General features: G+C 40.4%; 22 protein-coding genes. 9 read left to right on the top strand and 13 right to left on the bottom strand.

Features of this window, described 5'->3' with window-relative positions; translation table 11 throughout:
• Window positions 1–67 precede the first annotated feature (67 nt).
• Entirely contained in the window at window positions 68–250 is a 183-nt protein-coding gene (locus tag M3183_RS16980) for a hypothetical protein (protein WP_251471681.1), read from the top strand.
• Window positions 251–480: 230 nt separating this feature from the next.
• On the opposite strand, the gene hprK is transcribed toward M3183_RS16980, so the two are convergent.
• The gene (gene hprK / locus M3183_RS16975; protein ID WP_251471680.1) at window positions 481–1,416 is read right to left on the bottom strand and encodes an HPr(Ser) kinase/phosphatase; all 936 of its coding nucleotides are present in this window, start codon (window positions 1,414–1,416) and stop codon (window positions 481–483) included.
• Between the two features lie 312 nt (window positions 1,417–1,728).
• Between hprK and M3183_RS16970 the strand changes: the two genes are divergently transcribed.
• Window positions 1,729–3,177: a L,D-transpeptidase family protein gene (locus tag M3183_RS16970; protein ID WP_251471679.1), complete on the top strand. Its 1,449-nt coding sequence runs from the start codon at window positions 1,729–1,731 to the stop codon at window positions 3,175–3,177.
• A gap of 79 nt (window positions 3,178–3,256) precedes the next feature.
• Here the strand turns inward: M3183_RS16970 and M3183_RS16965 are convergent, their stop codons facing one another.
• The 3 genes from M3183_RS16965 to M3183_RS16955 all read right to left on the bottom strand — a co-directional run bounded on the left by M3183_RS16965 (window position 3,257) and on the right by M3183_RS16955 (window position 5,760).
• Window positions 3,257–4,042 (bottom strand): nucleotidyltransferase domain-containing protein, encoded by a 786-nt coding sequence (locus tag M3183_RS16965; RefSeq protein ID WP_251471678.1) that lies wholly within the window; start codon window positions 4,040–4,042, stop codon window positions 3,257–3,259.
• A 72-nt stretch (window positions 4,043–4,114) separates the two neighbouring features.
• Window positions 4,115–4,654: a CueP family metal-binding protein gene (locus M3183_RS16960; protein ID WP_251471677.1), complete on the bottom strand. Its 540-nt coding sequence runs from the start codon at window positions 4,652–4,654 to the stop codon at window positions 4,115–4,117.
• Between the two features lie 182 nt (window positions 4,655–4,836).
• Window positions 4,837–5,760 (bottom strand): DMT family transporter, encoded by a 924-nt coding sequence (locus tag M3183_RS16955; protein WP_251471676.1) that lies wholly within the window; start codon window positions 5,758–5,760, stop codon window positions 4,837–4,839.
• 326 nt (window positions 5,761–6,086) lie between these two features.
• On the opposite strand from M3183_RS16955, the gene M3183_RS16950 reads away from it, so the two are divergent.
• Complete coding sequence (locus tag M3183_RS16950; RefSeq protein ID WP_251471675.1) at window positions 6,087–7,268, top strand: MFS transporter; 1,182 nt, start codon at window positions 6,087–6,089, stop codon at window positions 7,266–7,268.
• A gap of 291 nt (window positions 7,269–7,559) precedes the next feature.
• Here M3183_RS16950 and M3183_RS16945 read toward each other — a convergent pair whose 3' ends face one another.
• The 4 genes from M3183_RS16945 to M3183_RS16930 all read right to left on the bottom strand — a co-directional run bounded on the left by M3183_RS16945 (window position 7,560) and on the right by M3183_RS16930 (window position 11,519).
• Window positions 7,560–8,042, bottom strand: a complete 483-nt coding sequence (locus M3183_RS16945; protein ID WP_251471674.1) for a hypothetical protein — start codon at window positions 8,040–8,042, stop codon at window positions 7,560–7,562.
• A 169-nt stretch (window positions 8,043–8,211) separates the two neighbouring features.
• On the bottom strand, window positions 8,212–8,487 hold the full coding sequence (locus M3183_RS16940; protein ID WP_251471673.1) for a hypothetical protein: 276 nt from the start codon (window positions 8,485–8,487) through the stop codon (window positions 8,212–8,214).
• Between the two features lie 278 nt (window positions 8,488–8,765).
• Window positions 8,766–10,958, bottom strand: a complete 2,193-nt coding sequence (locus M3183_RS16935) for an alpha-galactosidase (RefSeq protein WP_396953733.1) — start codon at window positions 10,956–10,958, stop codon at window positions 8,766–8,768.
• Window positions 10,959–11,342: 384 nt separating this feature from the next.
• Window positions 11,343–11,519: a hypothetical protein gene (locus M3183_RS16930; protein ID WP_396953732.1), complete on the bottom strand. Its 177-nt coding sequence runs from the start codon at window positions 11,517–11,519 to the stop codon at window positions 11,343–11,345.
• 139 nt (window positions 11,520–11,658) lie between these two features.
• Here M3183_RS16930 and M3183_RS16925 point away from each other — a divergent pair, with 139 nt between their 5' ends.
• On the top strand, window positions 11,659–12,588 hold the full coding sequence (locus M3183_RS16925) for an SDR family oxidoreductase (RefSeq protein ID WP_251471670.1): 930 nt from the start codon (window positions 11,659–11,661) through the stop codon (window positions 12,586–12,588).
• A gap of 99 nt (window positions 12,589–12,687) precedes the next feature.
• Here the strand turns inward: M3183_RS16925 and M3183_RS16920 are convergent, their stop codons facing one another.
• Together M3183_RS16920 and M3183_RS16915 are read right to left on the bottom strand one after the other, a co-directional pair.
• Complete coding sequence (locus M3183_RS16920; RefSeq protein WP_251471669.1) at window positions 12,688–13,308, bottom strand: YitT family protein; 621 nt, start codon at window positions 13,306–13,308, stop codon at window positions 12,688–12,690.
• Between the two features lie 157 nt (window positions 13,309–13,465).
• The gene (locus tag M3183_RS16915; protein ID WP_251471668.1) at window positions 13,466–13,843 is read right to left on the bottom strand and encodes a hypothetical protein; all 378 of its coding nucleotides are present in this window, start codon (window positions 13,841–13,843) and stop codon (window positions 13,466–13,468) included.
• 1,087 nt (window positions 13,844–14,930) lie between these two features.
• Between M3183_RS16915 and M3183_RS16910 the strand changes: the two genes are divergently transcribed.
• Window positions 14,931–15,167: a hypothetical protein gene (locus M3183_RS16910; RefSeq protein ID WP_251471667.1), complete on the top strand. Its 237-nt coding sequence runs from the start codon at window positions 14,931–14,933 to the stop codon at window positions 15,165–15,167.
• A gap of 110 nt (window positions 15,168–15,277) precedes the next feature.
• On the opposite strand, the gene M3183_RS16905 is transcribed toward M3183_RS16910, so the two are convergent.
• Window positions 15,278–15,709 carry an Rrf2 family transcriptional regulator gene (locus M3183_RS16905; RefSeq protein ID WP_251471665.1) on the bottom strand — a complete coding sequence of 144 codons (432 nt, stop codon included), beginning with the start codon at window positions 15,707–15,709 and terminating at the stop codon, window positions 15,278–15,280.
• Window positions 15,710–15,909: 200 nt separating this feature from the next.
• On the opposite strand from M3183_RS16905, the gene M3183_RS16900 reads away from it, so the two are divergent.
• From M3183_RS16900 to M3183_RS16885, 4 genes are read left to right on the top strand one after another with little or no spacing between them, the layout of a single operon-like run.
• Complete coding sequence (locus M3183_RS16900; RefSeq protein WP_251471663.1) at window positions 15,910–17,406, top strand: spore germination protein; 1,497 nt, start codon at window positions 15,910–15,912, stop codon at window positions 17,404–17,406.
• Window positions 17,407–17,420: 14 nt separating this feature from the next.
• Entirely contained in the window at window positions 17,421–18,548 is a 1,128-nt protein-coding gene (locus M3183_RS16895; RefSeq protein WP_251471661.1) for a GerAB/ArcD/ProY family transporter, read from the top strand.
• Window positions 18,520–19,689, top strand: a complete 1,170-nt coding sequence (locus tag M3183_RS16890) for a Ger(x)C family spore germination protein (protein ID WP_251471660.1) — start codon at window positions 18,520–18,522, stop codon at window positions 19,687–19,689. Before M3183_RS16895 ends, M3183_RS16890 begins: the two co-directional genes overlap by 29 nt.
• A 19-nt stretch (window positions 19,690–19,708) precedes the next feature.
• Window positions 19,709–19,936 (top strand): hypothetical protein, encoded by a 228-nt coding sequence (locus M3183_RS16885; RefSeq protein WP_251471658.1) that lies wholly within the window; start codon window positions 19,709–19,711, stop codon window positions 19,934–19,936.
• A gap of 686 nt (window positions 19,937–20,622) precedes the next feature.
• Here M3183_RS16885 and fabF read toward each other — a convergent pair.
• Together fabF and M3183_RS16875 are read right to left on the bottom strand one after the other, a co-directional pair.
• Window positions 20,623–21,864, bottom strand: coding sequence for a beta-ketoacyl-ACP synthase II (fabF, locus tag M3183_RS16880; protein ID WP_251471657.1), 1,242 nt, complete (start codon window positions 21,862–21,864; stop codon window positions 20,623–20,625).
• 192 nt (window positions 21,865–22,056) lie between these two features.
• A complete protein-coding gene (locus tag M3183_RS16875; protein WP_251471654.1) occupies window positions 22,057–22,683 on the bottom strand; it encodes a nucleotidyltransferase family protein in 627 nt (208 codons plus the stop codon).
• Window positions 22,684–23,298: the final 615 nt, after the last annotated feature.

Below are 23,298 nucleotides of genomic sequence, written 5' to 3'. Positions count from 1 at the left end.
CTCTCTCAATATGGTTAATTTACAATAATCATTGTTAAAACTATTTCACACGAAAGAAGGAATTTTCATGTTTCTTAAAATTGCTGCTATGCGTAAAGTTGTCACCATTGTTTATGATAAAAACGGCATCGTCCAAACCATTAAAGGCCGTGTTCTTTCCCTCAATCTGCGCGAACAATTCCTTTCTATCATAGATGAGCAGAAAAGAACTTTTTCTATCCGTTTATCCAGTATTAGAGAGGTTTACTAACTTTCTCATACGACTTTTTAAGGATTTCTTCTGATAATGCAGCTGACCTTTTATAATCCTCTTATTTTTCCTTTGAAATCAGGAACTTTTCACACTCAATCTATTACCCTGATTTCACCAAACAAGATGTTGAACCTTCCTGGCCCTATAAAAAAGATGCTCCGCTGGCTGGACAATCCTTTCTATGTATAAAAAAAGGCGGACTTAAACTGTTCGCCTTTTTGTAATTGCTATAGTTTACTAGTATTAGCCATATCCGCTTCAATCCTGCTCATGAACTCTTCTGCTGCACTATACCCTTGCTGCCTTAAATACCAGTTATTCGCTGCCGCTTCAATCAATCCCGCTACATCACGTCCGGGCTGGAGCTGGATTTCAAGCGATGGAACTTTGACCCCCATGTATTCGATATATTCAGGTTTCTGCTCCAATTCGTTATTCAAATCATCTTTCTGCCATTTTGTTAAATGAATATCAAGAGCAATCCGCGTTTCATCTTGAAACGCTTTACGGCCATACAGCCTAACTACATTCAGCAGTCCAATACTGCGAAGTGCCAAAAATTCCTTGGTTTTCTCATCATGAGTACCAAGAATGGTTTGCTGGCTGAGTTTCTTCAGGACCACGACATCATCCGCAACCAAGCGGTGGCCCCGGCGGATTAACGTGTGTGCCGTCTCACTTTTTCCAACTCCGGAATTACCACGAAGTAATATTCCCATGCCGGATACATTAACACAAACTCCATGTACACTTATTTCTGGTGCCAGTTCCTTCATTAAATAACCATCTAATTTGGGAATAAACTCTGAAGTGACTTCAGGCTTTGTGGTCACTAAAAGAGGAATCCCCTCTTCATTGCAGTGGTGTATTAAATATGGAAGTGCCTCTTTACCTGCATTTAAAATAAAACACGGCGGATGATATTTTACGATATTTCCTATTCTTATCTTACGTTCATCTTCACTTATTTTATCTAGATAGGTTATTTCCTTTCTTCCCAGGATTTGAACCCGTTCAGTTGGAAAAAAATCAAAATGGCCGACAAATTCTAAGCCCGGACGATGAACGCGTGATTGTGTAATGGTTTTCTGCAGTTGGCTTTCACCAGCTGCTACTTTCAATGAAAACTTTTGGGCTAAGTTTTCCACTGTAATTTTTTTCACCTTAATCTCACCGTCCTAGCATTCTTATTATATGAATTATACTGAAAAATTGTAAAATAGTCATCCGTTTACGACCGAATCTAAGCAGGATGATTCTGACCCGCAATGTTTTTACCAGTATTTTAACAAAAATAAATCTACAAGATTTCATTTTTGTTAAAATTATTACAAACTTGCTGTAAAATCTAGTAAAATGATAGTGATAAATTAAGTATAATAAGGTAAACTATTCAAGAGTTTAGTACATTAGCATGATGTTATTGTCGTTGAACGTTGATAGATAAGTAATTGGTAAAACGGGGGGATCAATTCATGAGCAGCACCGAAAGAGAAACAGTGGAAGAAGTAAGCCGAAGTCAAAGGAATTCAGTCAAATGGTTTAAGAACCCGAAGATTATTACATCCGGGGTTGTGGTGATTGTACTTCTTCTTGCAGGACTAAGCTATTATCAGGCCACCCGATTCAATTCACATGTGATGATTAATGATACACAAGTGGGCGGTCTGACAGTTGAAAAGGCGATCAAAAAGCTAAAAACAGCAGTTTTAAATAACAGTGTCTACGTCGGGCAGGAGAAAATTTTAGATGAAGAAGATACCAAGCTGGGTTTTTCAGAAAAAGATTTGCCTGAAATTAAGAAATTACTAAAAAAACAGTGGACCTTTTTCCCTTCGACAAAAGAAAAGAATTATTGGCTGATTCCAGAAGAAGCAGACCAATATCGAAACCAGACAATGAAAAAGCATGTTAAAGATAAACTTCTATCTATGAATAAGAGTTTAAAAGCTCCGGTTGATGCTCAAGCAACTCTAAAGGATGGTCAAATAGTTATTACGAAAAGCATGGACGGTAAACAATATGACATTGCCAGTCTAATGAAGGATTACGAGAAACAGGTATATAGGAGTGAGATTCATTTAAAACCTGTGCTTCTACAGCCTGTTAAAGAGGACAGCGAAATTGTTAAAAAGGAAGAGAAAAAGCTGCAGGAAATCCAGCAGCAATCTATTGATTATAAGGTACAAGATAAGGTCTATTCCTTAGCAGCTAATGAATTAGTTAAAAATGCCGCTGTTTCAAAGGAGATGAAGGTGACCATTGACCCAAGCGGTATTCAAGACAAAATAGATGAAATTAATCGTACTCAATCTACATTAGATAAAGATTTCACTTTTAAGACCCATTCAGGAAGAGTCATATCTGTCAAAGGAAAAGGCTATGGCTGGGCTTTAGATACTGAAAAGGAAGCAGCGCGGATTCAAAAGGCGTTTGAAAAAGGGGAAGCAAAGCCGCTGTCCGCTTCTAATATTCGCGGACATGGCTGGAACGGCGAAGGCTACGGCTATGAAACAACAACGAATAACGGTATTGGTGACACGTATGCAGAAGTATCTATTGCCGAGCAGCGGGCTTGGATTTATAAAAATGGAAAACTGGCCGTAACAACACATGTGGTGACTGGAAAACATATTACTGGTGAAGATACATCAAAAGGTGTTTGGTACATTCTTTACAAACGACAACAGTACACGCTTAGGGGCTCTTCTGCAGGGTCACCAGGGTCCTATGCTATAAAAGTGAATTACTGGGCTCCGTTTACGAACAGCGGGCAAGGATTCCACGATGCCAGCTGGCGGTCAAACTGGAGAAGCAGCGCCTATATTGCTGCTGGATCAGGCGGCTGTGTCAACACACCTCCTAGTATTATGGGAACTGTGTATAATACTCTTAGCACTTATGATCCAGTGGTCATTTACTAATAAACGGAATTTCAAAATGAAGCAGGAAATCTTACGGGATTCCCTGCTTCATTTATTTTCTATAAAGGGAAACTTTTCATTACCTCCATACCTCTTTAAGCGTGTTCCTAAATAATAAATCCAACTGTGGTGTGGAATCCGGTAAGGAAATGTGAAGACTTTTGGCATATTCTCGGATACGGTCCATTTCTTCTTGTAAAAAATCATTTAATTCCGGAATCGGGGTTATCAATTTTAGCCCTTCACCAGCTGATTTTCTTTTTAACAAGATTTGAATTTCCTTTTTCCGTTCTCCCTCAGATACTAATTCCTCCAATAAAGCAGGAAATTCCAATGGTGGAAATTCATTGAACTTTTCAATCCAGCTGGCAGCCAAAAATGGCCTTAGGACATTAAAATACTGTTTGATTAGGACGGTATCTGTCTGCAAATAATCCCGAAAATTTTTATCAGCCATATTTAAGTAGTGATACAGGCAGGAATGGGGTGCAAAGATAGCTTTACTCAGCTCCTTCATTTTCTCAATGGAAGAAAAAGCCTGGTAGTATACCAGACCAGACCAAAGCCATTCCAGTAAGGGCGGATTGGACTTTCGAAACAACCTCAGTGCTTTCGACAACTCCCAGCCGGACACATCCAGCAAATCATTAATTGGAAGTTCAATCACATCCCGCTTTTTCCCTATCCCAACCGGATCAATAGTTAGATACTCTTCTATTGTATGTACATAAATAAATCGGACATCATAATCACTCTCTTTGGACGAATATCCCCAAGCCCTGCTTCCTGATTCGCAGGCATAAAGAATTTTGACTTGATGTTCATCTTCAATTTTTTTGAGGGTTGTTAAAATGGTTTCTTTCAATTCGGCCGCCTCCCCGAAGTCTATTGAAAAATGAGGCAAGGAATGTTTCTTTCCTTGCCTCACTTTACCGAATTACATCAACTGAAGTGTTGTAATACATGTAGGATCTTTTTCAAATGTAGAGAGCTCTGACTCTGCCTTTTTACCGTCTTGCTCTATAGTGATTTGATACTTTTTGTCACGCGGCAGCCACAAATCAATAAACCCATTAGATTGGGACTTAACGGTTTTGTTAAGTACCACATTTCCATTTTGATCTTCTATGTGTACGTTAAAATCTTTATTTACCAATTCACCTTGACAACCTGTCAAGCTATGAGTCATTCAAGGATGGGTATTTTTGATATAAGGGGCCATAGAAACAAAGAATTCACCTTTAGGCAGATCGTAGGCCTTTTCACTTCCGCCGTTGTCTATCACAATCAGTTGTTTAGACGTAATGGAAGCATTTTGAGCCTTTTTGGCACCTGAACTATAATCCTGTACCAATTGCTTTACGTTACTTGTGTCCTCTTTCGCAGCAGACGACTGTCCGTCATCCGTATTAGCACTGCTGCAGGCAGCCAGTACTACGGCACTGAAAAAGGCAGCTAAAATGAGTTTTAATTTCATGTATTTGTTTACACTCCTTGTCCCATTCTCATCCCTATTTTACCTTGTTCTCACATTTTTTGCTTCTATCTGCTGCATTTGACACAATTTTGACAACTTTATCACTACCACTTTTTCCAATATAAAAAAATATAAAACAAAAAGGCCATAACTTTATGACCTTTTGTTCAATAGAATTCATATTAAGAAGCATGGGGGTGATCCTGCATTTCCCATTCCAAATCCTTTTTTGGTTGTTTTTTTTGGTTGTTGATAAGGTATATACTGACAAGGATGAGGATCATGCCGCCAAATAGTGTTGCTGTAAACGGTTCCCCCAGCATAAAAGTCCCTATTAGAACACTAATCATAGGGACTAAGAATGTGTAAGACCCTACCTTGCTTGCTTCGCCAGAACTCATTAGTTTTAAATAAACGGCCGTTGCCAGTGTCACACCAAAAATCCCCGAATACAGGAGACTCCAAATAAATGAAAGATTCCACTGAATGGCATGTACCTCTTCGGTGGCCAAGCCGCTTCCTACTATCAGTAATCCTCCAATAATGTTTTGAATTGCCACAAGCCAGAGATTGTGAACTAAAGCACTTGTTTTCTTTACATAGACTGTACCGATGGCCCAGCCAACTCCGGTAATGATTGCCAATGTCAGCCCCAGATACGAAATATTTCCAGATATCCCCTCAAGGCTGACCACGACGACCCCAAGAAATCCGATGACCATGCCGGCAACTTTCTTTCCAGACAAGGATTCGTTCAGCCACATCCATGCCAGGAGCACTACGAGTACAGGCTGCAAATAAACAATCACACTAAATAGGCCAGAAGGAAGATACTGCAAACCAATCATTTGAACTCCACTAAAAATAATAATATTAAAAAAGGTGGAAATCAGATAAATAGACCAGTTTTTGCTCCATTGAATTTTTCGCCATTGTGGAATTAAAATCAGTGCCAAAAAAACACCCCCAATAACTGCGCGGAGCCCTGCAAAAATCAGTGGCGGCGAGTAGCTAAGAGACACCTTGTAGACAGGCCAGATCGTACCCCAAATAATGACAACAAAAGCAATGCCCATGGCTGTCTTTGTTTTTGATAATTTCTCCATCCACTTTTGCCTCCATCTATGAGTTTCCCGATAACTAATGTCAGAATAAAATCCATTCTACCACTTTTTTTGATTCATGGTGATGAATCCGCACCTCCAAAAAATGGAACCCTTGTTTATGGCAGTTTTCCATGTAAATGGGAAACTTAATAGTAAACGCTTAACTAGCAATGGATAAAGAAGCTGGAAGTTTTTGTTATAAACAGGAAGGAAAATTTACATGAATTTAAGGTTATTTTAATTGTCTTTCACTCAGAAACGGATGTATAATTCTTTTTCAGAGCCCTTTTTTAGGGACACGAAATAAATTAGAAAGAGAGATTCACATGAAAACGTCAAAAAAAATGGCATTATATATACTAATGTTTGATATGTTTATAACCTTTAGTGCGGTTGGGCTGATTGTCCCAATTATGCCAACCTACTTAAAAACCTTTGGGGCAGCTGGGCAGGCACTTGGTTTTATTATCGCCATCATTGCGTTTGCCCAATTTATTTTCTCACCGGTTGCAGGAAATTTATCAGACCGTCACGGGCGTAAAAATTTAATCATTTTCGGTCTTTTCGTTAACGGCATTTCCCAAATTGCATTTGGACTGTCATCCCACCTTTGGATGCTTTACTTATGCCGCTTTTTTACAGGTGTAGGATCTGCTTTTATTGTCCCGCCTGTTATGGCCTATGCCGCTGATATTACTACAAATAAAGAACGCGGAAAGGCGATGGGCTGGCTGGGTGCCGCTATTTCATTGGGCTTTATGATTGGCCCGGGTATTGGCGGTTTCTTATCCAATATCAGCCTCCGCTTTCCTTTTTATTCTGCCGGAACAGTCACAATAGCCGCCGGAATTTTATCTTTTATTATTCTGCCGGCGATTCAACCTGCCATAAAAGAAATGACAAAAGGGGAAAACTTAATCCAGCAAATGGTTCGCTCCTTTAAAACAAGCTATTTTGTTTTATTAATCGTTGTATTTGTATTTTCTTTTGGAATTGCCAATTTCCAATCTACTCTAACCATGTTTTTAACTTATAAATTTAACTACACTCCGAATGATATAGCAATTGTGATGACAGTCGGCGGCCTTGCCGGGGTCATTGTTCAAGGGTTTGCTCTTAATAAGCTATTTACTATATTCGGTGAAATGAGGATTATCTTATTCGGTTTGCTAGTCGCATCTCTTAGCTTGTATGGCATGCTTTTTGTCAACGGCTTTTACATTATTCTATTGGTCGCAACTCTATTTTCAACAGCTGTCACTTTAATTCGGCCGGCCGTTAATACGTTAATATCCAAAACTGCCGGTGATGAGCAAGGCTACGCTGCCGGGATGAACAACTCTTACATGAGTTTAGGCAATATGATTGGCCCCGCATTAGCAGGTACATTATTTGACTGGCATATGGATATTCCTTTCACATTCGGCGCCATCATCTTACTTGGCTGCTTCTTCCTGACCTTTGTTTGGGCTAAAAAGAAGAAAACAGCTGTAAAGCAGCAAGCCTGATAAATGGAGGTTCAATCAGCCGCGGTCTTACTTCCCTTTTTAAAAAGTATATTTTTTTAATACAGATTTAACGTTTTATTCATAATTTGTTCATGAATATAGGGTAAGATGAATACATGAAACGGACATGATCTCTTTCATAGCCTTTCTAACCCCCTTTATAATATAAGGAATTTATCCGGCCTAGGGCCGGATATTTTTTTGATTTTTGGCCGTTCCTGTTCTGGAGAAATGGATTTTCATTGCCCGGTGGAGCGTTTTTTTTATTTTTGCGGGCAATCCAGTTCGTTTTCATTGACCGTGGCTTCGCTTTTTTCTCCTGTGCGGGTAATCCAGCTCACTCACTTTCATCGACCGTGTCTGCACTTTTTTCTCCTTTGCGGGTAATCCAGCTCTTTTCCATTGACCGTAACTGCCCTTTTTTCTCCTTTGCGGGTAATCCAGCTCGTTTCCTTTGACCGCGACTTCGCTTTTTTCTCCTTTGCGAGCAATCCAGACTCTCTCCATCGACCGCGTCGACTCATTTTTCGCCTTTGCGGGTAATCCAGACTCTCTCCATGGACCGCGTCGACTTATATTTCGCCTTTGCGGGCAATCCAGCTCGTTTCCTTTGACCGTGTCTGCACTTTTTTCTCCTTTGCGGGCAATCCAGTTCACTTCCTTTGACCGTGTCTGCGCTTTTTTCTCCTTTGCGGGCAATCCAGACTCTCTCCATCGACCGCGTCGACCCATTTTTCGCCTTTGCGGGCAATCCAGTCTCTCTCCATCGACCACATCGACTTATTTTTCTCCTTTGCGGGTAATCCAGACTCTCTCCATCGACCGCGTCGACTTATATTTCTCCTTTGCGGGCAATCCAGACTCTCTCCATCGACCGCGTCGACTTATATTTCGCCTTTGCGGGTAATCCAGACTCTCTCCATCGACCGCGTCGACCCATTTTTTACCTTTGAGGGCAATCCAGCTCGTTTCCTTTGACCGTGTCCGCACTTTTTTCTCCTTTGCGGGCAATCCAGTTCACTTCCTTTGACCGTGTCTGCGCTTTTTTCTCCTTTGCGGGTAATCCAGACTCTCTCCATCGACCGCGTCGACCCATTTTTCGCCTTTGCGGGCAATCCAGCTCTTTTCCATTGACCGTGTCTGCACTTTTTTCTCCTTTGCGGGTAATCCAGACTCTCTCCATCGACCGCATCGACTTATATTTCGCCTTTGCGGGCAATCCAGTTTACTTCCTTTGACCGTGTCTGCGCTTTTTTCTCCTTTGCGGGTAATCCAGACTCTCTCCATCGACCGCGTCGACTCATTTTTCGCCTTTGCGGTCAGTCCAGCTCTTTTCCATTGACCGTAACTGCGCTTTTTTCTCCTTTGCGGGTAATCCAGACTCTCTCCATCGACCGCGTCGACTCATTTTTCGCCTTTGCGGGCAGTCCAGCTCTTTTCCATTGACCGTAACTGCCCTTTTTTTTCCTTTGCGGGTAATCCAGACTCAGAGATCTCTTAATCCACCATCTGCTGAATCAGATATACCTTGGAAAAGAAATCACTCTTAACCAGCGGTATAGTTAAACCAATCTTCATTAACTCATCTCCCAAATACAGCCGTTCGTCGTTATTTATTTGATATTTTGCTAAAGAGTTCAATCCACGCAGTTTAAGACGCAAAAAAGGCGGATTCGGCATTGCTAAAGTTTTATAGTAAAAAACTACAGCTCGGGTTTGATCAGACGCAGCATACATGATCGCTGAGTCCGTCCCTTTAAACGGATCTAACAGCCTGTATAAATCACCGAAGCAGACAAGATCCATAATTTGGCGATAAAAACCAATTTCCCTTTTAATGATCATTTTCTCTTTCTTATTAAGCCGGGCTAAATTCATTTCAAAGCCTAAATTTGCTGCCATTGCCACATGACATCTCATTTGCAACGGTGTAATTCTGCCGACTTGATGGTTTGGTACATCCGATACATGGGCACCCATTGTAATTGCCGGGTATACCATGCTGGTTCCATATTGAATTTTCACCCTTTCAACAGCATCCGTATCATCACTCGTCCAAGTCTGCGGCATGTAATACAGCATTCCTGGGTCAAACCTCCCGCCCCCGCCCGAACAGCTTTCAAATAGAATCTTAGGAAATCGTTTCATTAACGTTTCTAAAACCCTGTATATGCCGAGCATATAGCGATGGGCAGTTTCCTTTTGTCTTTCCGGCGGCAGTTTTGCAGACGCCGCCTCCGTCATATTTCTATTCATATCCCATTTGACATAAGAAATCGATGCACTGTTGAACACTTTTGTAAAAGTATCAATCAACCAATTACAAACATCTTCACGGCTTAAATCGAGAACAAGCTGATTTCGTGACAGCGTCCGGCCCCGTCCGGGTACATGCAGGCACCAATCTGGATGTTTGCGATACAAATCACTGTCAGGCGAGACCATTTCCGGCTCGACCCACAGCCCAAACTTCATCCCTTTTGATTGAATATATTCCGCCAATCCGTTTAATCCTTGAGGCAGTTTTTTGCGATCTGCCACCCAATCACCCAGCGAGCTTTTAGCATTATTCCGATGGCCGAACCAACCGTCATCAAGGACAAAAAGTTCTATACCAAGATTAGCTGCAATTACCGCAAGATCTTTCAGCTTGTTTTCGGTAAAATCAAAACGGGTCGCTTCCCAATTATTAAAAAGGATCGGACGAGTTTTATCACGATACATACCGCGGCATAACCTGGTTCTTAATAATCGATGAAATGTTCTCGACATCCCGCCAAGTCCATCTGCCGAATAAACCATTAAGGCCTCCGGTGTTTGAAAAGTCTCACCCGGCTTTAATAACCAGGAAAAATGAAAGGGATTTATTCCAATGGAAAGCCTTGTCGTTTCAAAAGAATCCACCTCAATGGATGCTTGAAAATTCCCGCTATATACCAAACTAACTCCGTAAGTTTCACCATATTCCTCCGTAGCATTTTCTGAAAGCAAAGCAAAAAAAGGATTATGCTGGTGGCTGCTTGCTCCTCTTGCGGATGAAATGGATTGTTTTCCATGGATTAACGGCTTTCGCTCGATATAGCGTTCCCTTGCCCATGTTCCATGAAGATGCAGCCAGTCCCAATCAGAATGGTGGAAGTCAACAGACATACTCATACATTTATGTATTTCTACCTCATTGGACCCAAGATGTTCAAAGGAAGCGGATCTCGCAATCACATCAAGTTCCCGGTAAATGGTGTAATAGAGATGCAGCCCAATCCCAAGCTTGGAATCAACCATCGTGATCACTAAAGTTTCCGCTTCATGATCCTCTTCTACATAAGCAGCCGGCAGCCCCTTTAATTGGGGCTTTCCTTGAAAAATTTCGTGCGAATCATAATTAAACCCCGTTATAGTCGTCCCATCATTTGTCTTGATCTGGTATGCTGGAGACCTAAAATCGCCATTCCCAAAAGCAGGATATTCCTGCGGCAGAGTATCAAGTGAAAACGATGGATCCTTTGATTCTGTCATAGGTGAAAAAGCTCTACCTTTAAAAGAAAGGATAGAATTTGGCTGTATTGTGTGAACCCGTTTCCCCCAATATAAATGGGCCAGATATTTCCCATGAACAATTTGAATCAAATAACTAACCCGTTGATTGTATAAATGAAAAACTCCGTCCTGTTCTTTCCATTCAATTGGTATAACCATCCACCCCTAACAAAATTTTATTTTTACTTATAATTTATTTTTGATAGGGGCAGAACAGCACAATTACATGACAAATTTTCGGATTGGGATTAATTGGTAAAAATTGAAACAATAATGCTCGTTGGCATCTAGACCTCCTCTTCTTGACCCAATTCGTCCATACAATAACAATAATAAGGAACAGCCTCTTTTACCCGCTAGTGTAGAAAAAAGTGTCGGACGGTAAATAGGAACGGTTTCTTTTGCCCGCAAGTGTGGAAAAAAGGTCCAGACGGTAAAAAGGGCTTCGTTCGAGCACCTAGACAGCCTCTACTATTCGAAGTCGCAAGTCTTAGCCCCATTCGGGCAGACAGAAACCCAATCCCTTCCATCCCTCGTCTAAATAACCGGATAATAAGGCTCATACCGTGGATTAGTATAATAAGGCGGGCGCTCCCCAATTAGTGGTAATCGATAAGGATGTGAATCCGAATTATAAAAAACCTCAACTTTTTCTTCCGAATGATCCACTAACAATAACTGTGCTTCACGGCTGAATTGATAATAATATGGCACTGCCATAACCTCCCTTTTCCTTTTCCTCTAGATTATTCCTATTCCTCCCATAATGCCCCCATCACCATTCAGATGACAGGCACTCCATCCGCCCATATAACATAGAGTAACTCGAATAGTCTTTTCTAGGAGGATTGCCATGACAAACGATGAATACAAACTTCCGCCGAATCAAGAATATCCGATGTATCCCCACTACGGAAAAATCACGCGATATGAAGATATCCCGATTACAGTTCCCGAGCAGCGTCAGCTACGCCAGCCCGGTGTTGAAAAACTAATGGTTCCTAGGCCACTCGTTGAGAATCCGAATTATAAAGGAAGTGGAAAATTAGAAGGGAAAGTTGCCCTAATCACTGGCGGCGACAGTGGAATGGGGGCAGCCGCTGCAATTGCTTTTGCGAAAGAAGGAGCAGATGTAGCCATTGCCTATTTAGATGAACATGAGGATGCAAATCGTACAAAAACAAGAATTGAAGAATTAGGTCAGCGCTGCTTATTGCTGCCTGGAGACCTTAGAGAAAAACAGCAATGTGTTCACATTGTTGAAAAAACAATTGAAACGTTCGGCAAACTAGATGTGCTCTGCAACCATGTAGGTATTCAGTTCCAGCAAAAAAGTCTGCTTGATATTACAGACGAACAATTCGATAATACCTTCAAGGTCAATATCTACTCTCACTTTTACACCACCCGGGCCGCACTTCCATACTTAAAGCCAGGCAGTTCCATTATTAATACTGCGTCCGTTGTCACGTACTATGGGAATGATCAGCTGCTGGACTACACGGCAACAAAAGGCGCAAATGTTGGATTCACCCGAGCATTGGCGCGTAATCTTGTTGACAAAGGAATCAGGGTAAATGCCATTGCCCCAGGCCGTATTTGGACACCGCTAATTCCATCAAGCTTTTCTGCTGACCTGGTCTCACTCGCTGAAAATCCCATGAAACGCCAGGGCCAGCCGTTTGAGGTTGCTCCAACTTTTGTCTATCTTGCATCTGATGACTCCCGTTTTGTAACAGGACAAACACTCCACGTGAATGGCGGACAGATGATGTCTTCCTAGTATTCTTCTTAACCGGTGCCTGAATATAAAGCTGGTAAGGCTTAACACCACCAGCCGGGCACCGTTAAAAAAGCGGACAAGTTTTCTCATTTTTAAAGTTTATTTTTCCCGCACGATTAAATCAATTGTCTTATATGCAACAAGGAAGGTCGCTAATGAGAATATGGCTGCCTTTAAACCGTATATGAAGATTGCACTTCCGAAAATAAAAAAATTACATATGAGAACACATTGTCCAATCGTGATTCTGGATCGTCTGCTAAATAAAATGGCCATGACTTCAGTTCCATCGAGGCTGCCGCCATAGAGAATGGTAGTCCCTACTCCAAGGCCCAATGTAATCCCTCCAAAGATAATCACTAAGATAGGGTTGTCGGTTATCGGAGGAAACGGTTCGAGCAGGTTTGTTGCGAATGTGAGAACAAAAATAGCATAGAAGCTCAAAATGACAAATCTTTTTCCAAGAAAGGTGTAACCCAGAATGAAAAATGGAATATTCAAAACCAGTAACAGAAGTCCTACTTGAAGACCAGTAATATGAGAAAGAATAATGCCAATTCCGATGATTCCACCATCAATTACATAATTTTTTATTAAAAATAATTGCAAGGAAACGGCAACAAGTAGTGCCCCTAAGCAAATAAAGCAGCTGCGTTTGTAAATGGAAATGTCACTTTCGCGGTAATCATTAATGTAGTGTCTATACCTTTTCCAATACATGATGTCCCCCTTCAACCAACCTTTGTCCTAGTAAAATATATTCGTTAATACGAGAAAAATTCGCTAAGGCCTCCAAAGAGTGGTTAAGCAGGAAACGGTGAATATCTTGTTTGTAAAAAAACTCAGGCGGTCTCAGAATTTCCTGAAACCGCCTGTTTTAATCCTTCCTAGATTTTAAATCTTTAATCTTATCAACCCAATCCTTTAAACTGGTAAATTCACTGGTATTAAATCCAAAATGATTCTTGATTATATCGACTATTTGGCTTTCTTCATCTTGAAAAACTCCATCTGCGTAGATTAATTGAAATAGTTCCGTCAACACAATATTTTTGGAACGGTCGCTTTTAAATATCTTAAGAATCTCTTCAATTGCCAGACCCTTTACTTCATAATCCTCAAGTTCCATTTCCTTTTGATACTTACTTAGAACGGAAGTTTCATAAATAGATACATTCCCGTCAATTTTAGCAATAAGAGCAGCCAGTTCTAAAAAGGCCTTTTTTTCCTCTTGCTGAAGTTCAGCTAGAAACATAAAATTAAACAACTCCTTATCAACCTGTACTATTTATACGCATGAAGACAAATTAAGTTTCATTCGAAAGTATGATAACTTTTCTTGTAACATCAGGATTTCATTTTTACCAACCGTATCCTGTTCATACTTGTACGGGTAAAATCATGCACTCTTTTTTACTGCCAGCAACTGTTTCATCCCTCTTCGGGTAAAATCATGGCTCTTTTTTTACCGTCCACATCTTTTCCAGCCTCCTGCGGGTAGAATCACGGCTCCTTTCTTACCGCCTGCTATTGTCCCATCCTTCTTCGGGCAAAATCATAGCTTCTTTTTTACCGTCCGCACCTATTCCAACCTTCTGCGGGTAAAATCGTGATTCCATTTTTACCGCTCGCACCTGTTTTATCCCTCTTCGGGTAAAATTATGGCTCTTTTTTTACCGTCCACACCTACTTCCAGCCTCCTGCGGGTAGAATCACGGCTTCTTTCTTACCATCAGCATCTTTTCCAGCCTCCTGCGGGTAAAATCATGGCTCTCTTTTTACCGTCAGCATCTTTTCCAGCCTTCGTCGGGTAAAATCGTGATTCCATTTTTACCGCTCGCAACTGTTTCATCCCTTTTCGGGTAAAATCATGGCTCTTTTTTTACCATCCGCACCTATTCCAGCCTTCCTTGGGAAGAATCACGGCTCCTTTCTTACCGCCTGCTATTGTCCCATCCTTCTTCGGGCAAAATAATAGCTTCTTTTTTACCGTCCGCACCTATTCCAGCCTCCTGCGGGAAGAATCACGGCTTTTTTTGTACCATCAGCATCTTTTTCAGCCTTCTGAGGGGAAAAATCATGCTCCCATTTTTCCGCCAGCACCTACTTCCAGCCTACTGCAGGTAAAATCACATCCCAAAATTCCACCATAAAACTCCATCTAATCTCTGTCTGGTTCAAATATCTACTTTATAGTCAAAAGCAAATTTCCCATTTCCAAAATAGGAACGGCCCATTACCATACAAAACAGGCTCTCTTCAAAAAGCATTGAATAAAATAAATAGCATCCTTACTATTGCCAGCAATGGAAAGATGAATAAACCAATGGGAGGTTTTACGGGTGCAACAACATTTTCCGACACCGCCAAACGTAAATCATATGCACGGGTACCAAGGTTACACGCCGCATGATCCTCGGCTTTACTACTATCCTTACCATTACTATCCATATTATCAGCCCTATTATTATCCTGTGCCAGGACCTTACTATCCACAGCATGGGTACTATTATAATAATAACAATGAAAATGGTTATGATTATGACTATGATTACGATTATGATTTTAACCATGATTAATCAGCCTGGCTAAAAAATTAATCATCATAAAAAAACCGCCCGATTCTATAACCAAAATACGAGGGCGGTTTTTCTATTTTTGCAACCATTGGGCAAATGACTCCATTCCATTATAGTTTCTCTTTTTCCAAAATATCTGTTACTACATCTTTAATAGTTACTGTTTCAAGAGCTTTTTCCATGGCACTTTGTGCGGTAGAGAAAACGGAGGATACTGTATCTTGGATGTTTCTCCCGACGAGGCATGCGGGGTTTGGGTTTTCGTGTATGCTGAACAATTCATTTTCCTGTACAACATTGACAGCTTTATAAACATCAAGCAAGGTAATCTCGGATAAATCCTTTGCCAGCTCAGCACCTGCTATACCCGGCCGCACATTGACCAGCCCGGCATTTTTTAGCATCCCCATAATTTTTCTAATCACAGCAGGATTTGTGTTCACACTTCCCGCTATAAATTCAGATGTACAAACTCTGTCTTTATTCACTTCTATTAGGGTTAATATATGAATTCCAACCGCAAATCGGCTGCTGATTGACATCTTTATTCACCTTCCGGAATCTCTTTTGTAATTAATTCGATTACAAGTATTATACACCAAATTGAATTTCAACATATAACTGGTCATTTTTAGAAAGCAGTGTTAGATATAGAATCAAACTTTTTAATTGCCTCTACTCCTTGCATAATATCCTCCCATACAAATCATACTATTATTGAGAAAATTTGGGGAATGATTACATGATAAAGAAAGATTCCTTATCCATAGATTTAGCAGAAAATATAAAAGTTCTAGAATCGATTTATGCAGATTGTTCGGATGTTATATTTCGGCATTTTTCTATTGGTAATCGAATAAAAGCTATCCTTATATATATTGAGGGTATGTCTGATATGGAGGAAATGGATAAAAATGTTCTGACTCCACTAATGCTGCGGGAAATAGGGCGGCAATTTGATATTCAAACAATACTTGAAAAGAATCTTGCCGTTTCTGCCGTAAAAGAAGTATCGACCTTTAAGGATGTTACAAATGAAGTATCCTCAGGCAATCCTGTTGTTCTCATTAATCATCAATCCCAAGGGGTCTCTGTTGGTTTTGCAAAAAGTGAAAAACGTTCAATTCAAGAGCCAACCTCTGAATCTGTTGTCCGCGGCCCCAGAGATGGATTTATCGAAACATTAAGTACCAACATTGTTCTCCTAAGGCAAAAAATTAAAAGCACGGACTTAAAAACGAAATCTATACAAATAGGACGATACAGCCAAACCAAAGTTGTCATTATGTATATTGAAGGACTGGCAGATCATGCTCTTATTCAAGAGGTTGAAAATCGGCTGAATCGAATTGATATTGACGGTGTTTTAGAAAGCGGATATATCGAGGAATTTATCAAAGATCATCCTTATTCCCCCTTTCCGCAGATTTTAAATACAGAACGGCCGGATGTTACAGCGGCTAGCCTGCTTGAAGGAAATGTGGTCATACTTACAGACGGTACACCTTTTGTCTTGATTGCCCCTACCACCTTTTATTCCCTGCTCCAATCAGCAGAAGATTATTACGGAGGCTTCATTATCGGGACATTCCTTCGCTGGCTGCGATATGCCTTTTTACTGGTAGCCTTGCTGCTGCCTTCTGTTTATGTTGCCATTCTTACGTATCATCAAGAAATGGTTCCGACTAGTCTGTTAATCAGTGTCGCAAAATCCCGGGAACAAATTCCCTTCCCAGCACTTGTCGAAGCCCTTCTTATGGAAGGGTCATTTGAAGCACTAAGGGAAGCAGGGATTCGCCTGCCCAAGAATATCGGTTCGGCAATCAGCATCGTGGGTGCATTGGTAATCGGACAGGCTGCAGTATCAGCTGGCCTTGTATCAGCGCCAATGGTTATGGTTGTGGCGATTACCGGGATTGCATCCTTTATGATCCCGCGTTACAGTGCAGCCATTACCCTTCGAATCCTTCGCTTCCCGATCATGTTTCTGGCAGGGACACTAGGACTCGTTGGTATTATGCTGGGGATTCTTACAATTATTGTCCATATGTGTACCATACGTTCTTTTGGCGTACCGTATCTTCAGCCATTGGCTCCTATTAGAAATACGGAATTGAAAGATTCCATTATCCGGGCACCATGGTGGTCTCTTAAAAACCGCCCTCATTGGACCTCTGATTACAATAAAGTCCGGCAGCCAAATGGTCAAAAGCCATCTCCTTCAAAAGGAAAGGAATAGGAGTTGTTTCTATTATGTTGGAACGCGGGAAAATCTCACCAGTCCAAATGGCCTTATTCATGAACCCAGCCATTTCGGCAACAGCACTATTATTAGTCCCATCCATTACAGCCAAACATGCCCATCAAGACCTATGGCTGTCACCCATTTGGGCATCTTTTATTGGATATTTCATCGTGTTCGTAAGCTATCAATTAAACAAGCTGTTTCCAAATCAAACCATCATTGAATACAGCCAGCAAATTGTTGGAAAGTTTTTTGGAAAAATAATAGGAGTGATTTTACTATTATTTTATTTACATATTACAGGGGTTATTGTACGAGAATATGGTGAATTTGTCTCAGGAGCCTCATTGTTCCATACACCCATGGCTGTCATTATTGGAACAATGGTTCTGGTTTGTTCTTTAGCCGTGCGAGGCGGAATCGAGGTTATCGGGCGTGCCGGTGAAATCATTGTGCCCGTTGTGCTTCTTCTCTATGTTATTATTTTCATCCTGCTCATCAAAGACTTAGAAATTAAAAACATGTTTCCGATTATGGAAAAAGGAATCACCCCTTCTCTAATGGGATCTGTTTCCCCGCAAAGCTGGTTTAGCGAATTTATTCTTATTTCATTTCTCCTTCCTTATGTTACGGATCGAAAAAGAGGAATGAAATGGGGAATGATATCAGTATTTAGTGTCACCGTATTACTAGTCCTGACCAATATAATGGATCTCTTATTATTTGGAAATATGACGGCTTCCCTGACATACCCAGTCATGGTGGCAGCACGTTATATCAGTATCGCGGACTTCCTGGAGCATTTGGAATCCATTGTAATGGCAATATGGATTTCTGGCACCTTCATTAAAATTACCGTTTTTTATTATGCTATCACCCTGGGCACCGCACAATTGTTAAAGCTTTCTGATTTTCGCCCGCTTATATTACCAATTGGCTTTCTGATTCTTTTATTTGGTCTTTGGTCATCCAATAATTTAGAAGAATTGTCTCTTTTTCTAGGAACATCAGGTGCGATTTATATTCTATCAATCCAGATTATAATTCCTGTTTTTCTATTGTTGACAGGATTTATCCGAAATAAAGTTCAGCAAGGGAAAGGAAACAATGAGAATGAAGCTCCAGTCAATCATTAAGAAGTATCTATTGCTTCTTTTTCTTGTTTTTTCTGTTGTCTTTCTGTCAGGGTGCTGGGACCGGAATGAAGTAAATGATTTAGCTTTAATTATGGCCGCCGGATTTGATAAAAAATCAGATAATACGATTGAACTAAGTGTCCTTCTTTATATTCCAAAAGGCGGCGGAAATCAGCAGGATATGAACAGCGCGGGAGGCGGCGGGTATGAAACAATGGTAAGGTCAGCTGCAGGAATTACCGTTGCCGACGCAATGGCTAGACTGCAGGAAAAGCTGCCCCGGCAAATTTTTTGGGGACACACTGATATTTTCCTATTTAATGAGAAGCTGGCAAAGGAAGGGATTTTTGAGCATGTGGACTTTATTATGAGACACCCGCAGCTTCGTGAACGTGCACAAATTTTTGTCAGCAAGCAGCCGGCAAAAGAAGTTTTAAGCCTAATGCCGCCGCTGGAGCGTGACTTATCAGAGGTTTTAAGAGAACTTGGAGAGCATGAAATAGGAATGAGTATTACCACTAAAGAATTGGCACAAATGCTAATCAGTGATTCAGGGGATTGTGCTTTACCTTGGATTCAAATCCTGCCTCCCGATGATAAAAATAAACCAAAACGAACGATTGCGTATATTACAGGAACTGCCGTTTTCAAAAAAGATAAAATGATAGGTAAAATTGATGACATGTTAACAAGAGGGATTCTTTGGATAAGAGATGAAATAAGGCTGGCAGTGGTTACGGTAAAACTGCCTCAAACAAAAGGTTATATCTCCGTCAATTTATCACAGGCCCATTCAAAATTAGTCCCAACAATAGAAAATGGCAAATGGAAAATCACTCTTAAATCAGAAACCTATAGTGACATCGTCCAAAATTCGACCCATTTAAACGTATCTGACCCTGCTGTTGTGAAATCACTGGAGCGCCAAATAGAGCAGGTAATAAATAACAGGATTGAGCTTGCCAGAAAAAAGGTTCAAAAAGAAATGAAGGCAGATATTTTAGGATTTGCCGACGCTTTTCACCGTTACTATCCTAAGGTTTGGAATAAAGAGAAAAAACGCTGGGAAGAAATTTTTCCGGATGTAGAAGTAAAATACGAAACTAAATGCAAAATTCGGAGGCAGGGACTGCACTCTTAAAGTGTAAGGAGGTACTCACATGAAGTGGAGTTCTGTATTTCTATGTATTTTTATTATCTTCCTTATGATTCTATATCAATGGCCGCAACTGAAAAAAAGTCAGAAAAGGGATAAAGCAGCGTTTTTATCCCTTTCATTTGCCGGATTGCTTTTAGCTATTTTACTCATCATGTTTCCTGATATATCGGGCCCTACCCAAATGATTGATTGGCTGTACAAACCGTTAGGAAAGTTCTTAGAGAAATAAATGATATATTAAGCTGTAAATTCTATTCATACAGTCTTTACCGATTCACTGTTTCCTCCATGTACCAAAGAAGATGCTCCTTCCTTTATATATCCATATTCACATTTTTACAGATATAGGAATATAACTATTTTACTAAGCATATATATTAAAATATCTCTTTACAGAAAGGAGCTTCTTTTATGGATATCTGTATTTCTTGTGGAACAGAATTATCAATATTGGAGAGGACTCGAACAGAATGCTGGGAGTGCAGAGACACAACAACAGAAGCTTATGAGGAAGAGTAATTCCCTAAAGTCTCTAATAATTTTCTCTCCTTTCAAATGCCTCTGTTTCATTATGACAGCCGGCAAACTCAAGTCTTCATGGCAAAATGGATGATAATATCCTTCCATTCCTTCCCGTTCAACCCGTATTTTTTTGCATTTCTAAGTTTCATTCAATTAAAACCCTTCTTCCATGTTCACAAGATTAAATGAAGGGTTCCTTTTCCAAAACTTATGTCGTCCCCCAATGCCTATAATGGTGCCCAATTAAGCCCGTCAATATCTTTTTTAGCTTGATGTCCTCGCCCGCAGTTCTTGACAGAAATAGGTCAAAAGAAGCAAATTAGTCTTATAAAAAGAAAGAGACATCAATCAAATGATGTCTCTTTCTTTTTGTGCCACTGACCATAATAATGGTTATTTCGTAAACTTTTTAAAGATTAAGGTCGCATTATGACCGCCGAAGCCTAAGGAGTTGGATAAAACAACCTGAACATCCTTCTTCTTTGCCACGTTTGGCACATAATCCAAATCAAGCTCCTCATCAGGTGTTTCATAGTTAATCGTTGGCGGGATAATGCCTTCTTTGATGGCTAAAACAGAAAAAATAGCTTCAATGGCACCTGTAGCCCCCAGCATATGCCCTGTCATAGATTTTGTGGAACTGATTGATAACTTATAAGCATGTTCTTTGAAAACTTCTTTTACAGCCAATGTTTCATATAAATCATTGTAATAAGTAGAAGTTCCATGTGCATTAATATAATCGACCTGATCTGGAGTGATTCCGGCATCTTCTATTGCTAAATTCATGGCACGCTGGGCGCCTTCTCCTTCAGGGGCAGGTGTTGTAATATGATGGGCGTCGCCAGTAGCTCCATACCCAATGAGTTCTCCGTAGATGTGTGCCCCCCTGGCTAAAGCATGCTCCAGCTCTTCCAGTATTACAATACCGCAGCCTTCACCGATGACAAACCCATCACGATTCTTATCAAAAGGGCGGCTTGCCGTTTTCGGATCCGGGTTCTTTGAAAGGGCGGTCATATTTGAAAAACCAGTAACGGTCATCTCTGTAATGGTTGCCTCTGTTCCGCCTGCAATCATCATATCCGTATCCCCTTTTTGGATCACACGAAACGCATCCCCAATGGAATTCGCACCTGAAGCACAGGCTGTCACCGAACAATTATTAATCCCCTTTGCTCCAAGTTCAATTGAAACCTGCCCTGCTGCCATATCTGGAATAAACATCGGGATGGTAAACGGATTGACTCTTCTTTGCCCTTTTTCAAGAAATCTTTTATGCTGTTCCTCAAACTCACCTAATCCGCCAATGCCGGAGCCAATCCAAACGCCGACCCGTTCAGGGTTAATATCCTCTCCTATTTGAATACCGGCATCTTTTACAGCCATTTTACTGGCGGCTACCGCAAATTGGCTGTATCGCCCCATTCTTCTGGATTCTTTCCGATCCATATACTCTTCCGGCACAAATCCTTTTACCTCTGCAGCAATTTTGACATCCACTTTGTCTGTATCATAAATTGTTGCCGGTCCAATACCTGACACGCCGTTTTTAATATTCTCCCATGTGGTATAGGCATCATTTCCTACTGGCGTGACTGCTCCAATACCTGTAATTACTACTCTTTTTCCCATATATGAGTTCTCTCCTGCTCATTTTATAATCTATACAGTTTGTCCTTTTATCTATTTTACCGAATTCAAGGATGTTGGACAAATAACCTGTATGATTATATGAAAATGGATGGGACATAATATCATCTTTGGCTTTAAAAAAGCAAAAAGTAAGCAAAAAAACACTCCCTTGCTTACCTTTGTAATACCTATTCAGTTCAATTCCCCATCAACCAGCATCCTATACTCATCCGGCGTATCGATATCAGGTATTGCCTTTCGATTCATATTAGAATAAAAAACCTGCTGTTTACATTTTTTTATAACGGATTTTCCACCCTCATCACCGCTAATGTCTAGTAATTGATGAAACATGTGTTTTTTAAATAAGACAGGGTGCCCAGGGTTGTCCAAATATCTAGCTTGGATAATCGAAAAATCCGGGTGATTGTGGTAATCTTCAATGATTCTATTAATTTCTGCTGATGACATGGATGGCTGGTCACCCAATAAGAAAACAGCAGCCTGCGCTGTTTCTGGCAGTGATTGCACTCCCATTTTAACGGAGGTAGACATCCCTTCATGTGATTGATGATTCAATAGGATTCTATCAATTCCTTCCATATTTACCGCTTCAGCCAAGTTGTTGATTTGTGGATTTACGACAACCATGATTCCATCTAATTGGGATTTTAAGCACTCCTCAATCGCATGCTGGATCAACGGCTTGCCTTTATAGGGAAGCATCATTTTCGGTTCGCCCATTCTTCTGGAAAATCCAGCGGCTAAGATAATTCCCCATACTTGTTTTTCAAAATTAGTCATATTGGCAGTCATCATGATTCCACCTTTTCTTCAACATAATGAAACATATTATTTTACAATTTGGTTATCCAGCTAAATTTCTTTTTGTAAGTTCACCTGTTTTATTAATACTAAAAAACCAAGTGTAACTATCATATCGGTGAGCACTCTTTCTACCGCCTTCACATACCACTCACGTCCTGTTATCAATGAAGGATAAATAGGAAAACTGTTAACTTCTGAGAAGTTTTCGCCGCGTAATTCATAATTGTATTTTTCCTTAGATGCATTCAGTAATAATAATATTCGGTAAATTGAACCTAATCTCCTTTACATAAAGCCCAGTAATATAATCAATCTCACATGATAATCCTTTCATTTTTAATCCCCATTATATAAAGTTCCTTCTTAAATATTTATAAAACAATAATTATTAATTTTTATTATACTTTTTTTCTAAAGGCTGTTTTCGTAAACTATGTTGTTATGCCAAGAAAAGCGGTGGTTTATTCAATTTAGGAATTAGCGGACTCTGCGAAAAAGCTGGATTACAGGATAGCCCCCTTGGAAGTAAAAAATAAGCGGAAGTTTTCCCGTTATTTGCAAAATTAAGTTTAAATAGTAAAAAATAAGCGGAGTTTTTTCCGTTAT

It is taken from the genome of Neobacillus mesonae (assembly GCF_023715155.1).
Taxonomy (GTDB): Bacteria; Bacillota; Bacilli; order Bacillales; family Cytobacillaceae; genus Neobacillus; species Neobacillus mesonae_A.
Note: the sequence above shows the minus strand (reverse complement) of the source record. Positions and strands in the feature narration are given on the sequence as shown.

Excerpts from the sequence above, each read along its gene's own strand:
- M3183_RS16980 (WP_251471681.1), top strand. The coding sequence starts at position 68 with ATGTTTCTTAAAATTGCTGCTATGCGTAAAGTTGTCACCATTGTTTAT.
- M3183_RS16970 (WP_251471679.1), top strand. The coding sequence starts at position 1,729 with ATGAGCAGCACCGAAAGAGAAACAGTGGAAGAAGTAAGCCGAAGTCAA.
- M3183_RS16955 (WP_251471676.1), bottom strand. The coding sequence starts at position 5,760 with ATGGAGAAATTATCAAAAACAAAGACAGCCATGGGCATTGCTTTTGTT.
- M3183_RS16950 (WP_251471675.1), top strand. The coding sequence starts at position 6,087 with ATGAAAACGTCAAAAAAAATGGCATTATATATACTAATGTTTGATATG.
- M3183_RS16925 (WP_251471670.1), top strand. The coding sequence starts at position 11,659 with ATGACAAACGATGAATACAAACTTCCGCCGAATCAAGAATATCCGATG.
- M3183_RS16920 (WP_251471669.1), bottom strand. The coding sequence starts at position 13,308 with ATGTATTGGAAAAGGTATAGACACTACATTAATGATTACCGCGAAAGT.
- M3183_RS16915 (WP_251471668.1), bottom strand. The coding sequence starts at position 13,843 with ATGTTTCTAGCTGAACTTCAGCAAGAGGAAAAAAAGGCCTTTTTAGAA.
- M3183_RS16905 (WP_251471665.1), bottom strand. The coding sequence starts at position 15,709 with ATGTCAATCAGCAGCCGATTTGCGGTTGGAATTCATATATTAACCCTA.
- M3183_RS16900 (WP_251471663.1), top strand. The coding sequence starts at position 15,910 with ATGATAAAGAAAGATTCCTTATCCATAGATTTAGCAGAAAATATAAAA.
- M3183_RS16895 (WP_251471661.1), top strand. The coding sequence starts at position 17,421 with ATGTTGGAACGCGGGAAAATCTCACCAGTCCAAATGGCCTTATTCATG.
- M3183_RS16890 (WP_251471660.1), top strand. The coding sequence starts at position 18,520 with ATGAGAATGAAGCTCCAGTCAATCATTAAGAAGTATCTATTGCTTCTT.
- M3183_RS16885 (WP_251471658.1), top strand. The coding sequence starts at position 19,709 with ATGAAGTGGAGTTCTGTATTTCTATGTATTTTTATTATCTTCCTTATG.
- fabF (WP_251471657.1), bottom strand. The coding sequence starts at position 21,864 with ATGGGAAAAAGAGTAGTAATTACAGGTATTGGAGCAGTCACGCCAGTA.
- M3183_RS16875 (WP_251471654.1), bottom strand. The coding sequence starts at position 22,683 with ATGATGACTGCCAATATGACTAATTTTGAAAAACAAGTATGGGGAATT.